Source organism: Microvirga brassicacearum (assembly GCF_008757455.1).
Lineage (GTDB): Bacteria > Pseudomonadota > Alphaproteobacteria > Rhizobiales > Beijerinckiaceae > Microvirga > Microvirga brassicacearum.
The window spans coordinates 1-13,761 of sequence record NZ_VCMV01000029.1; the positions used below are offsets into that span (position 1 = coordinate 1).

A 13,761-nucleotide genomic window follows, 5' to 3' on the forward strand; every position below is an offset into this window, starting at 1 on the left:
GATTGTTCGAGCTCGGGACCCATGCCGGCTCGGGGAATTGATCGACGAGGCATTTTGCAGCGCTATTGACGAAGCGGGCGTAGGTGGATGGCCCGGTGTCAAGGACGACTGCGCCGTCCTTGACAACAAGTGCGCGGTTTGCAGCACAGGGCCTCTGCGAGGTTGGCGGCCCGATCTGTGCGGTGGCTGCTGTTGCACATAGGACGAAGGCAAGAATCGGTAGCGCGAATCTGATCATGATTTTCTCCACAGCCTCGAAAGGACGGTTATGGGTTCGCGGCGCTTGTTTGTCTCGATAAACGGTGGGTTCGTGTTCGTGATCGGTTGGAGCTCGATGCCGAACTTCTGCCCATCGGTTTTAGATGAGTGCGGAGAGGTCAGTAGACGCTATGTCCTCTCCGCGCGCTTCACGTCAGTTGCCGGTGGGCATCGGGATGTTCATGCCGCCTTTTGCCAGTTCTTCCCGTACCCATTGGAACCTCTCATAATTCGAGAGTGTCATTGGACCTGTGTAGCCGAAGCTTTGCAATTTCCGTGGCGGGTATTTTACGTAGGTCTCCATGATTTTCTTGAGTTCTTCCTGCATCAACACGGCCATCCAGGTGCGCTCGGTGAAGTTGTTCATGAAAATATCATAGCGTTCCTGTGGATCCTGCCAGAGATCGAAGACCTGCGGCACGGTCGCCACGTACTTCTCTGCTCCCTTCCATCCGAGGTTGGAGTCGACCGCCAAGCCGCCCGTCTGCGCGCCGTCATCGCCTCGCAGATTGAACACGAACTTGTAATTGTTGACCCTGATCGCGCCCGGCGAAAGCTCGTTCTCAGTGAAGTAGAACCAGCTCTTGCGCTGCGACTTTCCAGTGCCGAGCAGAATGGGCGACATGTCGTAGCTGTCGAAGACGATGGGCTGATTGGCGCGGTCGTTTTCCGGCAGCTTGACGCCGGCGACGGAGGCGAACGTCGCCATCAGATCGAGACCGCCGACCAGGTCATGGCTCTTGGTGTTTGGCTTGATCTTGCCAGGCCACACCGCGATCGCCGGCACCCGGTTGCCGCCTTCGCGCACCGTACCCTTCGTCCCGCGTAAAGGCGTATAGCCGGCATCGGGATAGACGTCCTGCCAGGCGCCATTGTCGGTCGTGTAGAACACCAATGTGTTTTGGGCGAGACCGGTGGCCTGCAGCTTATCCAAGATGCGGCCAATACGGGTGTCGAGTTCAACAACACTGTCTGCATATTTGCTTTTCGACAGCGACTTGTGCTGGAACTCGGGCGCCGGCAGGTTCGGCTGGTGCACCTTCATAAAATTGACGTTGATATAGAATGGCGTGCTGGGCGTGCGTGCCGCATCATCGAGGAATTCGAGGGCGGCCTTCTCGACATAGCCGTCGAAGAAGGGAATGCCGACGACGCCTTCCCGCCCATCGATGACCGGCGTATCGACATATTGTCCGTTGATCTTGAAGTCTTCCTTCGGAGGTTGCCCAGCGTTGCCGGACAGAGCACCTTTGGTCACCCGCTGGAACAGCTCTCGAAGGTCCGTCGGCATGTCGGGAAACCAGGTTGGGTCCGCGTAGGTGTAGGCGTTAAGATGGTACAAACCAGCGTACTTCATCACGTCGTAGCCCTGCGCATTCGGCAGCGCGTAGTCGGCTTCGCCGAGATGCCATTTGCCGGTGAAGTAGGTTTTGTAGCCACCGGTCTTGAGTACCGAGCCCAGCGTCCATTCCGCCGCCGGCAGACCGCCGCCCTGGCCCTGGAACGCAACGGTTGTCATGCCGCTGCGGTTCGGAATACGACCCGTCTGCATCGCCGCCCGGCCGGGTGTACAGCTCGGCTGCGCATAGAAGGAATGGAACATCATGCCTTGGCTGGCCAGCCGATCGATATTCGGCGTTTGCATTCCGCGGCCTTCACCCCCACCATAGGGACCGAGGTCGCCAAGCCCCGTATCGTCGGACACGATAAACAGGATGTTCGGCCGCTGTTGTTGAGGCGTCTGCGCGCCGGCTGGCGTGAACATCGTAGTAGCCGCGAGCGCGGTTGCGCCGAACAGCATCAGGCTTCGTCTTGTCCGCTTGTGCGCGAACTTTTCATTCGAGTCCGATATGAGCGTCTTCATTTATCGTTCCTCTGTCTGACCACGCATCGAAAGCCGACGTGGCTGGTTGAAGTATCAACAGGCTGCGGGTGACGCGCGGCCGGACGGTAACGGCGACAGTAATTGGGCGCGCACAGGTGAGAGCCGCCCTTGAGCACACGGCGCGGGATCAGCGTCTCAGGCTGGTGCGGATCGAAGCTCTGTTCCTCGCGGCCACCGCGCGGGTTCTCCGGGATGCAGCAGGCCTTCACGGCGTCTGCCTGATGCTTCGGCATGTAGAAGTCGCTCGTCCATTCCCAGACGTTGCCGATCATGTCGTAGAGGCCATGGCCGTTTGGTGGGAAGGCAGTGACGGGCGACGTACGCTCGAAGCCGTCCTCTGCGAGGTTTTGGAACGGAAAAGCGCCCTGCCAGGTGTTCGCCATTTGGTGTCCACCCGGCGTCAGCTCATCGCCCCAGGCGAACTCTGCTCCATCGACCCCTCCGCGGGCGGCGAACTCCCACTCGGCCTCGGTCGGCAGGTCCTTGCCCGCCCAGCGGGCATAGGCGAGCGCGTCTGCGTAGGCCACGTGCACCACGGGATGGTTGTCGAGGCCGTTGATGGTGCTCTTCCGGCCATAAGGGTGGCGCCAGTCGGCGCCTTTGAGCAGGGTCCACCACTGGCCCCAGTTCTGGAGATCGACCGGATGATCCGGCGGCGTGAAGACGAGCGAGCCCGCAAAGAGCATGTGCGGCAGAGCGCCGGGATAGTCCTTCGGGTTGGGCCGCTTCTCTGCGAACGTGACATGACCGGTGGCTCGAACGAATTCGCGGAACTCGCGATTTGTGATCGGCGTCCGGTCAATCCAGAACCCGTCGACGGTCACCCGGTGGACGGGTGCTTCCTCGGGATAGTGCCGATCCGAACCCATCCGGAACGTGCCGCCGGGGATTTGAATCATGCCCGCGCGCGGATCATCCGTTGAACCGGTGTGCTGTTCATCTCCGAGTACAGCCTGCGTCATCGGCTTTGCTCTCGTCTTGGCAGGCCGGCAGTATCATCCAGCGCGCGGCCATCGGGCTATCAGGGTCTATCCTGAAAATGGTGGAGGCAGACCCTGAATTTGTGTCTCTCGCCGGCCATGGTGACGGGAATCCAGCGCGAAGGGGGGCATTCGGGTGGCTGACCGCGGGCTCATGCCGATGCTGAGTCGACAGCGAACCAGCTCAGGGTTTAACGTACGTTATCGGACCGAAGGTCCTCGTCGCGACCCCGATCCCGTTGCGTTACCCTTGCGGCCAGAGGTCTCCGTCATGAGCGACGGTGCCGTCCCGAAGGTTGCGCGCTCACTTCCGGTGCCGCCCCGTCTGCGGGGCCGGCTGGCCCTGACGTTCGCAGCCGTCATCCTGGTCACCTGCGTCCTCGCCGCGGCGCTGCTGCTCTCGAATGCCCTGCATGAGCGCCATCACATTCGGGGGGATACTCTGGACACGGCCATTGCGCTGTCGTTCGGGTTCGACCAGGAGGTGGCGGCCGGCAATGCCCTGCTCAAAGGTCTGTCCTCATCGCCTGCCCTGAAGTCCGGCGACGCCAAGGGCTTCTACGACCAGCTCAAAGCGACGCCCATTACCGACGGGTCCTGGTTGATCCTCAGCGATCTGGACGGACAGGTCGCCAACACCCTCCGCGAGTTCGAAGCACCTCTTCCCCGACACCGGGACTTTCCGACTTATCCGGAAGCCCTGAATCGGATTCGCGCGCGCGGCTGGGCGGTGTCCGGGCAAATGGGGAGCCTCCTAAAGCCCGGAACGACGGTCATCGCGCTCAGCCTGCGGATCAACCACAACGACGGCACGATGAAAGGCTACATCACCACCATCCTCTCGCAGGATCGCCTCGGCATGATTCTGCAAGGTCAGGAGGTCCCCGAGGGATCGATGCGAGGCCTCTACGACCGCAAGAACCAACCGATCGTGACCATGAGAGGGGCCGAGACGTCGTCGCGGATTCCCATGCCAAATGCCCTCGCTGCACGTCTCGCTGCCGTCAACTGGAGCGAGACGGTCGACGGCTTCGTTCAGGACATCGATGAGCGCGGCGTCCCGGTCTTGGTCGCGTACCGCGGTTCCGGGGCAACCAACTGGACGACCGTGGTCGCGGTCCCGCTCGCCCAAGTCAACGCGCCGGTCACGGGCGTTTTGCGCCAGATGGCGGGGATGGCAGCTTTCCTCCTTCTGGCGGGCGGCCTCGCCGCACTGTTCACGGCTCGCCACCTGGAGCAGCCGCTCCGATCGCTGTCCGATCAGGTGAAGGGAGCGAAGAAGCAGGTCAGTGAGTTGTCCGGGCAGTTGCTTGCTCTCCAGGAGGAGGAGCGGCAACGCATCGCCCGCGAGCTACACGACTCGACGGCCCAGCACCTGGTGGCGGCAAATCTCGGCCTTGCGAGTCTTGGGCCGGAGGTCCAGCATAGTTTGAGCGGCCGCACGGCTCTGGCGGAGGTCGAGCGTCTGCTCACCGAGGCGCTCCGGGAATTGCGCATTTTCACCTATCTGCTGCATCCGCCGAATCTGGCGAAGGACGGCCTCCAGACCACGTTGCGGGATTTCGCCGAAGGCTTCGCCGGGCGGACGGGACTCGTCGCGCGCATCCGGATTCCGGAGGAGGTCGACGACCTGCCCCCCGACCTCCAGCGGGCAATCCTGCGCGTGGTGCAGGAGTCCCTCACCAACGTACATCGACACGCCGGTGCCTCGCACGTGTCAGTCGATGCACGAATCATTTCCGGACGGCTGTTTGTCCGCATCGGCGACAACGGACACGGTATGGTTGCCCCGGCCCGGCCGGGTGGGCCGATCCGGCTCGGCGTGGGCGTTGCAGGCATGCGGGCCCGCCTGGAGCAGTTCGGCGGCGATCTGAGGATCCGGACGGGCCGGAGCGGCACCGGCATCGTCGCAATGATCCCGGTCCCCAATGCCGGCCGGGCACCGCCACCTGCCGGACGCATGCGGCTGCCGTGGCTGCCGGGCCGAACCAAGACGGACGGCGAGGCCCTCTCCTGATGATTCAGGGTCTGCCTCCCGCAGTTTCAGGGTTTCACGCAGGTGGGTCCGACTGCCCGGAGGTGTATTCTGCCTTGGAACTCGGGCTCACCGGAATCGCGGCAGCTACCGGTTCGCCGGAGAAAGTCTCACCATGACACGCATCCTGATCGCCGACGATCACGACGTGGTCCGCTCCGGTGTTCGGGCTATCCTGGAGGGACATGAGGGCTGGGAGGTGGTCGGCGAGGCAAAGGATGGCAAGGAGGCCATCGACCAGGCTGGTGCCACCCGGCCGGATATCGTGATTATCGACTACGCCCTGCCGCTGCTGAACGGGGTGGAGGCGACCCGGCAGATCAGGACTCGCGTCCCCGGCGTCGAGGTCCTCATCTTCACCATGCACGACACGGACAGCCTGGTGCGCGATGCTCTCGAGGCGGGCGCCCGGGGCTTCCTGCTCAAGTCCGATGCCAGGCAGTTCCTGATCTCGGCGGTAGAGAGCCTGGCAGTCCACAGGCCCTTCTTCACCGGAAAGGTCTCCGAGGCCCTGCTCGAGACCTACCTGTCGAAGGGATGCGCGCAGGAGTCAGCGCTGACTGCTCGTGAGAAGGCCGTGGTGCAACTCATCGCCGAAGGCAAGACCAACAAGCAGATCGCCGACATCCTCAGCATCAGCACCAAGACGGTCGAGACCCATCGCGCGCTGACACTACGCAAGCTCAACCTCGACACGACGGCGGCGCTGATCCGCTACGCGATCCGCAACGGGCTGGTGGAGGCATGATCATTTGCTGCCGCGTTGGCCCGAGAAGAGTCAGCAGCAGGCAACGCGCGAATGACCGGTTCTGGCAGATACTGTTGAAAAACCCATCGTTGATCGTCTCGCTGCGACGTGATTCACTTTTTTGCAGTGAATCGTTAGGGGGTGCGGCGATGATGGGAGTTCAGGCGGAACCAGCACGGCTGTTCTACGATTTCCGCCTTGATGACCACGTCCCCGACAATCACTTCCTGCGGGGAAGGTCCGCTCGCCCCGCGAACCACTGGGAACGGCCGGCTGCCGGGCTCGCTCGGCTGCAAGCCCAGGCACGCTCGACCATCTCAACATCGGCGCCTCCCGCCTTATAACGAAGCGGCGTGCGTCAGGGCTTCCGTGTCGAAGGCGGTTGCGCTCATATAAGCGTACAGGATGAGAACAACGCCACTGGGCCACAGCGGTCGGCACGGAGGACGAATGTGTAATGACTACCGTTTGAAGGTCGACGTCACGAGGATCGTCGAGGCGTTCGCCGAACTGAAGATCAAGATCCGCTTCGACGAGGGGGCGCCGAACCTCGAAGCGCGCGACGACATCAAGATCACCGACACGGGACCGATCGTCCGCGGCGACGGCGACTTGGTGCAGCGGCGCTGGAGCTGGCCGGGACCGAACAGGCGGCCCGTCTACAATTTCCGGTCGGAGGGCCGCGAGTTCACGTCGGGCCGCTGCTTGATCGTGGCGGACGGCTTTTACGAATTCACCGATCCCAAGGACCCGAAGAAGAAGCGCAAGGACAAGTGGCTCTTCACGAAGCGCGGCGAAGCGATCTTCTGCATTGCCGGGATATGGCGAGACACGCCGGATGTTGGCGAAGCCTTCACGATGCTGACGATGGAGCCCGGAGCCGACATCGCGCCCTATCACGACCGGCAGATCGTCATCCTCGAGCGTGAAGCCTGGGCCGACTGGCTCGAGCCGTCGGTTTCGGCGAAGTCGCTGATCAAGCCACTTCCCGTCGGCGCCCTCGAGGTTGCACAGGTAGGGTAAAGATCGCTGCGGACGTGGAGCTGGAGAGGCCTGGATGCCGGAGGACGAGCGAGATGATCGCACCAACGAGATGACCCGGCTGGGGAGCGTAAGCTCCTCTGATTCAAGCCTATACATGGAAGAATGAGCTTGCCGAGCAGAAGCTTTGAATAGACCAACACCTCAGAGAGGCGCTTACGGACGCGGAGACAAAGCACAATCCCTATCACATGCTGGAGAGGGCAATTGGTGTAGCTTCGGTTTGCACGAGGCAGCTTCAGAAGCGCCGCATGGAGATTGCCATTGAGATGGGATGTTCCCGCTTTTTCGATCTCGTCGAGAACGGCGCCCGGGCCTGCGAGCTTGTGCCGCGTGATGAGTGCCACCGGAAGGGATGGCTCTCCTGAAGACCAGCCGCGCGGAGTTCCTGATCCAGGGCCGCCCCATGATCCCCGAGATGTGCCAGATAAATGCGGCACCGTTGCTGCCAGGAGCGCCTCGTGACGGGTAGCGATCCCCAGGCACCAGCCAGGGCAGCGGCGACGTTTCGGATTTCCTCCACTTCTGCGCCAACAGTAAGTTGCTCGAGATTGTAGACGATGGCCGCGATGGCGATGTTGTCAGCTTTCTTCCGCAGCCGGGGCATCAATCTCTCCGCACAGGTGCGGATGTCGTGTTGGATATCGTTGGTAAAGAATGGCATCCCGATGAGGAGTTCCTCCTCGGTGGGCGTGGCCTTCCTGCGCGGCGGGCCGGATCGTCGAGTGAGTGGCTGGAAGTCATCGACGCGCCTTGCTCATCAAGAAAACAGTCCAACGGTCTCCCGCGGCCGTGCGAGGCGGTACCAACGCGAGAGCGTTCTGGCCCGTCCTTGCTGTTCTGCAAGCACCCAAAGATCAGAAGAGACGATATTACCGCCGGATCCCGGCAATACAGGATGACCGGTAACATCACCAACGAGGCACAGACTCGGTCTGATCATCGGGGCCCAATTGTCGAGGATGGGGGTGCTGCTCAAATCAGCACCGGACGGGCATGCAGCAGTCATGGGCGGTTTTCCGGTTCCTGCCCTATCGCCGTGACCCGCCGATAACCGTCGACCACCTGCGCCAGGGCTGAGAGCGCGAGCGTGACGGGATCGCGCGCGGAGGGGATCAGGCCCAGCGGCGCGGCGATGCGCGCCAGAGCCTGTTCTGGCACCCCGTGCTCGCGTAGCTTCTCCAGCCGATTGGCGTGCGTTCGCCGGCTTCCCATTGCGCCTATGAAAAACGCGGGTTGCGCCAGCGCCTGTTCCAGAAGCAAGGGCTCCCAAGCGTGGTCGTGGAACAGGAGCACGATGGCGCTCCACGGGTCCGCTTTGACGTCAGGCATCACACCGGGCGTAGTGAGGAGGTTCGCGTGGGCACCAAGCTGTTCGGCGAGCGCCAGCACCCGCTCGTCGGGTGACAACAGCGTGATTGCGGCGCCGTAGGCCAGGCCAAGCCGGACCAGGGCGAGGCTCTCCACCCCGTGTCCGATGACAAGAAGTCTCAGCGGCGGCGCGTGCCAGGAAATGAATGTCCCGCGCTGCCATCCTGTTGGCTGCCGGGGCGAACCGGGGAGGGCGCGCAAGCCCCCCGACGCACGCTGGACGAGGGTGAGCGCGACCCGTTCCTCAAGCATCGAAACGGCGCGGCGGATCTCGTCAGCGTGTGGCTCGGGTTGGAACAGCAGATCCACCCCGCCGCCGCATGGGAGCTTGATGTCAAGGTAAGGAGAGCCGGCACCATAGCGCACCTGTCGGGGTAGCCCGTCCCGGATAGCCTCCTGTGCCTCGGTGATGACGGCGGCCTCGATGCACCCGCCCGAGAACGAACCGGCAAAGCCACCATCTTCGGCGACGGCCATGAGCGTGCCGGCCGGCCGGGACGAGGAGCCTGTAAGGTCCGTGATCGTGACGAGGACAACACGTTGGCTACGCCGGTCCGCGTCCGCGACGAACCGAAGAACCTGAAGCGAGGTCGCCGCGACGGCATCCACGGGCGCCCCGTCCGCGGAATCTGACAGGCCATCAACGCGAAGCGCAGGCGCGTTCTGAACCATTGTCTGTCCTGATCTCACGGCCGCTTCTGGTCAGATGTCGCGTGCGCGACTCCCGAAGCTGCTCCGGTGACAAGGGAGAATTTACCAATGAAGGACAGTTGCATGGACCCACTTCTCGTTATGACGGTCATGCTCACATACAGCGGGCAATCCTGCCGAGTTCGTCCGGCGTATCGACATCCTGGAAAATGGCCGGATCATCTACCGGGCATTCCATCACATCGGGGCGCCCGCGAAGGATAGATCCCGCGCCGATGTCTCCCGAGAGCTCTCTGATCAAGCATTCGAGCTCACGCGAGAGCACGACGGGATTGCCGCGCTGGCCGTCCACGGTCGGGACCAGCGCCGCTGGTTCGCCCATCGATCGCCACCCTCTCACGAGGATGTCGATCAGTCTGGTGGTAATGAGCGGCATGTCCCCGAGCAGAACGACAGCCGCCCGCGAGTGGCGTGGTAGCGCTGCGAAGCCCGCTTTCAGCGACGTCGAAAGTCCGTCTCCGAAAGCGAGGCTCCGAACGATAAGGACCGGAAGCGCTTCCAGCGACGCCTCTATCTCGTCGGCCCGATGGCCAGTGACCACAATCACCGGCTCTGCCAGGGAGCCAACTGCCGCCTCGAGCGCGTGACGCACCAGGGGTCTGCCTTGCAACGATGTGAGCTGTTTTGGTCCGGGACCAAAACGGGTACTTCGCCCGGCGGCAAGGATGATCGCCGCCACGTTACTCATCTGCCGAGCGGAATTTGTCGCGCGGAGCGCACCACCATCTGCATAGCCGTCAGAAGGCTGCCGACGCTCCGAATTCATGCCCTGTTCTCCGCCGTACTGTTTGTCGCCGATATCAGCCATCAACCGACAGATTTGCCGTCCACGTGCCCTGAACGGCGATATGCGTCATCGCCGTCTTAGAAGTTCCCCCATGCCAATGCTTCAGAGTAGCTTATCCGGCGTGACCGGCAGCTCCCGGATGCGCTTTCCCGTGGCGTGGAAAACGGCGTTGGCGATGGCTGGCGCGACGCCCACCATGGCGATCTCGCCGACGCCCTTCACGCCGAGCGGGTTCACGTGCGGATCGTGCTCCTCCACGAAGATCACGTCCATGACCGGTGGGGCGTCGGCGTGGACCGGCACCGCGTATTCGGCCAAATTGGCGTTCGGAACCCGCCCGCTGCGAGCGTCCACCACGGAATGCTCCATGAGCGCCATGCCGATGCCGCCGATCATGCCGCCGATGCACTGGCTGCGGGTCATCTTCGGGTTGACGATCCGGCCGGCGCCGTAGGCGCCAACGATGCGTCGCACCCGTGTTTCGCCGAGATCCCGGTCGACGGCGACTTCCACGAACACGGCCCCGAAGGCGTGCATGGAAAATCGCTGGGCCTCGTCGCCCGGCTTCACGTCGGCCGAGGCCTCGATCGGCTGGCCGAAGCGGCGCATGGCCTCCCCGAGTTCGTTGACACCACTACGTGCGAGCGCCTCCTCACGCGCCCTGCGGCAGGCGGCCTGCACGGCGCTGCCGACGCTCGCCATGGTCATCGAGCCGCCGTGCACGGGAGCCCTTGGTAGCCGAGTGTCCCCAAGGATGAACTTTACCCGCTCGATCGGCAGGCCGAGCGTCTCGGCTGCCACCTGCGTCATCGACGTCCAGGTGCCCGGCCCCATATCGCTCGCCGCGCTCATCACCTCGGCGGTGCCGTCCGGCAAAAGACGCGCCGTCGCGGAGGCGGGCGCGTAGTTCATGGGATAGGTGGCGCTCGCCATGCCCCAGCCGATCAGCCAGCGCCCATCGCGCATCGAGCCTGGCTCGGGAGTGCGCCGACTCCAACCGAAGCGCTCGGCAGCGGCCCGGTAGCACTCCCGCGTCGATCGGCTCGAGAACGGCAGCTTCTTGAACTCGTCCTGCTCCGGCTCGTTGCGCAGCCGCAGTTCGACAGGGTCGATGTTCAGCGCCACTGCGAGCTCGTCCATGGCGGATTCGAGCGCGAAGACACCGCTCGCCTCGCCAGGAGCGCGCATATAGGTCGGCGTGTGCACGTTCATCGGCGCGATGCGATGACGCGTGTAGACGTTCGGGCACGAATGCAGGAACCGGCTCGCGTTCAGGAGCGCCTCAGAGAACTCCTCGTACGTCGAGGTCTCCTGGTAACCTTCGTGCATGATGGCTGCGAGGCGTCCGTCGCGTGAGGCGCCGAGGGCAACGCGCTGGACCGTGTGCGGGCGGTACCCGACGCTGTAATACATCTCGCGGCGCGACAGCATCAGCTTGACCGGTCGCCCGGCGACGCGGGCGCCGAGCGCCGCCAGGGTCACGTGCGGCCAGGTCCGCAGCCCTGAGCCGAAAGCACCGCCGACGAAGGGCGAAACAACGCGGATGTTTTCGGCCGGAATGCCGAACACGGCGGCGATCTCGTCGGCCACGTTGTTCACCCACTGCGTCTTGTCCCAGAGGGTCAGGCGGTCGCCGTCCCAGGCGGCGATCGTGGCGTGCATCTCAAGCGGGTTGTGGTTCTCGCGCGCGATCACGTAATTCTGGTCGATACTCATCTCGGCCGCTGCGAGGGCGCCGTCGGGATCGCCGCGCCGCGTTTCGGGCGGCGGGCCCTCACCTTGATCAGTTTTTTCCTGCGTCGGCAGCACCGGCTCGACGAGGCTGATATCTGTGGTCCCGGGTTCGGACACGTAGGTGACGCGCACCAGCATCGCCGCGTGGATCGCCTGTTCGAGGTTATCGGCGATGACGAGGGCGATCGGCTGACCTTGATGGCTCACCCGATCGTCCTGGAGCACGTGCAGACGCTCGCCGATGCCAGGGTCAACAGCCCCCTTGTGGGCGCGATAGGCGAGCCTCGGCGCGTTGTCGTGTGTCAGGACGGCGATGACGCCGGATGCTTGTTCCGCAGCCACGCTGTCGATGGAAGCAATGCGGCCGTTCGCCACCGTGCTTCGAACGATGGCGCCGTGCGCCTGGCCCGGCACGTTGAATTCGGCGGCGTAGGTGGCGGCCCCCGTGACCTTCTGGCGGCCGTCGACGCGGCTGACGGGCTGTCCGATGAAAGCAGTGGTCATGCGCGAGCTCCCGCGGTTTCGATGGCACGCACGATGGCGCGCTGCATGAGCTCGATCTTGAAGTCGTTGTGCCCGTGCCCCTGCGCGCCCTCCGCGGCGAGCGCCGCCGCTCGGCGCAGCGCCCCCGGGTCAAGGCTGGCTCCGGCCAGCGCTGCCTCGACCCCGGGGACGCGCCATGGCTTGGTTCCGACCCCGCCAAGGGCGACGCGGGCCTGCCGGATGAGGGGGCCGTCCATGTCGAGCGCCACTGCGGCTGACACGACCGCGAACTCAAACGAGGCGCGGTCGCGCACTTTCAGGTAATGCGAGCGCCGCGCCGCCGGATTGGCCGGCACCGTGATGGCGACAACCACCTCGCCCGGCTCGAGCACCGTCTCGATGTGCGGGGTGTCGCCGGGCAAGCGGTGGAAGTCGATGAGCGCAACGGTGCGTTGCCCGCCAGCCCCGCGCACCTCGATAACTGCGTCGAGAGCGACAAGCGCGACAGCAAGATCGGAGGGGTTGGCGGCGATGCAGTTCTCACTTGTGCCGAGCACCGCATGCCAGCGGTTCTCGCCGCCGATGGCGGCGCAGCCGGAGGCCGGCTCACGCTTGTTGCAGGCGGCGTAGCCCACATCGCGAAAATAGGGGCACCGGGTGCGTTGCAGGAGATTGCCGCCCATCGTCGCCTGATTGCGCACCTGCGGACTCGCCGAGTTCAGCAGCGCCTCGGAGATGACGGGAAACTGCTGGACGACGGCGGGGTGGGCCGCCACCTCCGCCATCGTGGCGGCGGCGCCGAGCCTGAGGCCCTGCGGTCCGATGTCGACGCTGTTGTCGAGGAGACCCGCAAGGCTGACCAGTCGCTCGGGCTGGCGCACATATTCTTGCAGAAGCTGCACCATATCGGTGCCGCCGGCGATGTATTCGGCGGGCGCGTCGTTGCGGCCGGCCTGGGCGCGAAAGGCGAGGGCGGCGGCCAGATCGCGCGGGCGTTCAAGGGTGAAGGGGTGCATGGCTCAACCTCCCCGAACGGAGCCGGTGGAGCCAGCCGCGTCCTGGATGGCCGCGACGATGTGGTCGTAGGCTCCACAGCGACACAGGTTGCCGCTCATCCACTCACGAATTTCCTGCGCCGAGTGAGCGTGACCCTCTGCGATGCAGGCAACACCGGCCATGATCTGCCCGGACGTGCAATAGCCGCACTGGAAGGCGTCGCGTTCGATAAAGGCAGTTTGTAACGGGTGGAGCTGCTCGCCTTGGGCTAAGCCCTCGATGGTCGTGATCTCGCGGCTGTCAACGAGAGCAGCGAGTGAGAGGCATGATTTCACGCGCTTGCCGTCCATCAGCACCGTGCAGGCGCCACACTGGCCGAGGCCACAGCCTTTCTTCGAGCCTGTCAGATGAAGATGCTCGCGCAGGGCATCGAGCAGCGTCGTGCGTGGGTCGAGGGAGAGCCGATGCTCGGTCCCGTTCACCCGAAGCACCACGTTCACCAGAGCGGGTGCGGCTGAGGCAGGTTCTGAGGTCGGTCCGGCCATGAGCGGTCCTCCTATAAGCGTGCCGGTGCTCGCAGCCGCGACCGTAAGTACCTCTCGTCGTGTAAATTCGTCGCTGGTCATCGGGATGCTCCTGACTTTCGCAGACCTGTCTCAGCGGTGGGCCAGAAGAGAAACCCGCCGGTATTAGCGGCACGAAGCACGATCCCCCGGAAGCAGCAGAAAACGA

13 protein-coding genes are annotated in these 13,761 nt (G+C 64.0%); 3 read left to right on the top strand and 10 right to left on the bottom strand.

Annotation, left to right across the window (positions count from 1 at the left end):
- The 3 genes from FEZ63_RS25370 to FEZ63_RS16850 all read right to left on the bottom strand — a co-directional run.
- The coding region (locus tag FEZ63_RS25370; protein WP_150946594.1) for a hypothetical protein at positions 1-238 on the bottom strand (238 nt) is incomplete at its 3' end.
- A gap of 174 nt (positions 239-412) precedes the next feature.
- Positions 413-2,023, bottom strand: a complete 1,611-nt coding sequence (locus FEZ63_RS16845) for an arylsulfatase (RefSeq protein WP_244622857.1) — start codon at positions 2,021-2,023, stop codon at positions 413-415.
- Positions 2,024-2,118: 95 nt separating this feature from the next.
- Positions 2,119-3,105: a formylglycine-generating enzyme family protein gene (locus FEZ63_RS16850; RefSeq protein WP_150946596.1), complete on the bottom strand. Its 987-nt coding sequence runs from the start codon at positions 3,103-3,105 to the stop codon at positions 2,119-2,121.
- A 289-nt stretch (positions 3,106-3,394) separates the two neighbouring features.
- Here FEZ63_RS16850 and FEZ63_RS16855 point away from each other — a divergent pair, with 289 nt between their 5' ends.
- From FEZ63_RS16855 to FEZ63_RS16870, 3 genes are all read left to right on the top strand, one after another.
- Entirely contained in the window at positions 3,395-5,140 is a 1,746-nt protein-coding gene (locus FEZ63_RS16855) for a sensor histidine kinase (RefSeq protein ID WP_162419765.1), read from the top strand.
- Positions 5,141-5,273: 133 nt separating this feature from the next.
- Entirely contained in the window at positions 5,274-5,906 is a 633-nt protein-coding gene (locus tag FEZ63_RS16860) for a response regulator (protein ID WP_150946601.1), read from the top strand.
- Positions 5,907-6,356: 450 nt separating this feature from the next.
- Positions 6,357-6,929 carry an SOS response-associated peptidase family protein gene (locus tag FEZ63_RS16870; RefSeq protein WP_150946606.1) on the top strand — a complete coding sequence of 191 codons (573 nt, stop codon included), beginning with the start codon at positions 6,357-6,359 and terminating at the stop codon, positions 6,927-6,929.
- A gap of 256 nt (positions 6,930-7,185) precedes the next feature.
- Here the strand turns inward: FEZ63_RS16870 and FEZ63_RS16875 are convergent, their stop codons facing one another.
- The 7 genes from FEZ63_RS16875 to FEZ63_RS16905 form a co-directional block, all read right to left on the bottom strand.
- A complete protein-coding gene (locus FEZ63_RS16875; protein WP_150946608.1) occupies positions 7,186-7,554 on the bottom strand; it encodes a hypothetical protein in 369 nt (122 codons plus the stop codon).
- Positions 7,555-7,707: 153 nt separating this feature from the next.
- Entirely contained in the window at positions 7,708-7,956 is a 249-nt protein-coding gene (locus tag FEZ63_RS26235; protein WP_420846296.1) for a DUF6634 family protein, read from the bottom strand.
- Positions 7,953-8,990 (bottom strand): XdhC family protein, encoded by a 1,038-nt coding sequence (locus tag FEZ63_RS16880; RefSeq protein ID WP_150946610.1) that lies wholly within the window; start codon positions 8,988-8,990, stop codon positions 7,953-7,955. The genes FEZ63_RS26235 and FEZ63_RS16880 overlap by 4 nt, the downstream gene beginning before the upstream one ends.
- Positions 8,991-9,123: 133 nt before the next feature.
- Entirely contained in the window at positions 9,124-9,795 is a 672-nt protein-coding gene (locus FEZ63_RS16885) for a nucleotidyltransferase family protein (protein WP_244622842.1), read from the bottom strand.
- 123 nt (positions 9,796-9,918) lie between these two features.
- A complete protein-coding gene (locus tag FEZ63_RS16895) occupies positions 9,919-12,054 on the bottom strand; it encodes a xanthine dehydrogenase family protein molybdopterin-binding subunit (RefSeq protein WP_150946612.1) in 2,136 nt (711 codons plus the stop codon).
- The gene (locus tag FEZ63_RS16900) at positions 12,051-13,049 is read right to left on the bottom strand and encodes an FAD binding domain-containing protein (protein ID WP_150946614.1); all 999 of its coding nucleotides are present in this window, start codon (positions 13,047-13,049) and stop codon (positions 12,051-12,053) included. The genes FEZ63_RS16895 and FEZ63_RS16900 overlap by 4 nt, the downstream gene beginning before the upstream one ends.
- A 3-nt stretch (positions 13,050-13,052) precedes the next feature.
- On the bottom strand, positions 13,053-13,574 hold the full coding sequence (locus FEZ63_RS16905) for a (2Fe-2S)-binding protein (protein WP_244622843.1): 522 nt from the start codon (positions 13,572-13,574) through the stop codon (positions 13,053-13,055).
- Positions 13,575-13,761: the final 187 nt, after the last annotated feature.

Excerpts from the sequence above, each read along its gene's own strand:
- FEZ63_RS16845 (WP_244622857.1), bottom strand. The coding sequence starts at position 2,023 with ATGTTCACGCCAGCCGGCGCGCAGACGCCTCAACAACAGCGGCCGAAC.
- FEZ63_RS16850 (WP_150946596.1), bottom strand. The coding sequence starts at position 3,105 with ATGACGCAGGCTGTACTCGGAGATGAACAGCACACCGGTTCAACGGAT.
- FEZ63_RS16855 (WP_162419765.1), top strand. The coding sequence starts at position 3,395 with ATGAGCGACGGTGCCGTCCCGAAGGTTGCGCGCTCACTTCCGGTGCCG.
- FEZ63_RS16860 (WP_150946601.1), top strand. The coding sequence starts at position 5,274 with ATGACACGCATCCTGATCGCCGACGATCACGACGTGGTCCGCTCCGGT.
- FEZ63_RS16870 (WP_150946606.1), top strand. The coding sequence starts at position 6,357 with ATGTGTAATGACTACCGTTTGAAGGTCGACGTCACGAGGATCGTCGAG.
- FEZ63_RS16875 (WP_150946608.1), bottom strand. The coding sequence starts at position 7,554 with ATGCCCCGGCTGCGGAAGAAAGCTGACAACATCGCCATCGCGGCCATC.
- FEZ63_RS26235 (WP_420846296.1), bottom strand. The coding sequence starts at position 7,956 with ATGACTGCTGCATGCCCGTCCGGTGCTGATTTGAGCAGCACCCCCATC.
- FEZ63_RS16880 (WP_150946610.1), bottom strand. The coding sequence starts at position 8,990 with ATGGTTCAGAACGCGCCTGCGCTTCGCGTTGATGGCCTGTCAGATTCC.
- FEZ63_RS16885 (WP_244622842.1), bottom strand. The coding sequence starts at position 9,795 with ATGAATTCGGAGCGTCGGCAGCCTTCTGACGGCTATGCAGATGGTGGT.
- FEZ63_RS16895 (WP_150946612.1), bottom strand. The coding sequence starts at position 12,054 with ATGACCACTGCTTTCATCGGACAGCCCGTCAGCCGCGTCGACGGCCGC.
- FEZ63_RS16900 (WP_150946614.1), bottom strand. The coding sequence starts at position 13,049 with ATGCACCCCTTCACCCTTGAACGCCCGCGCGATCTGGCCGCCGCCCTC.
- FEZ63_RS16905 (WP_244622843.1), bottom strand. The coding sequence starts at position 13,574 with ATGGCCGGACCGACCTCAGAACCTGCCTCAGCCGCACCCGCTCTGGTG.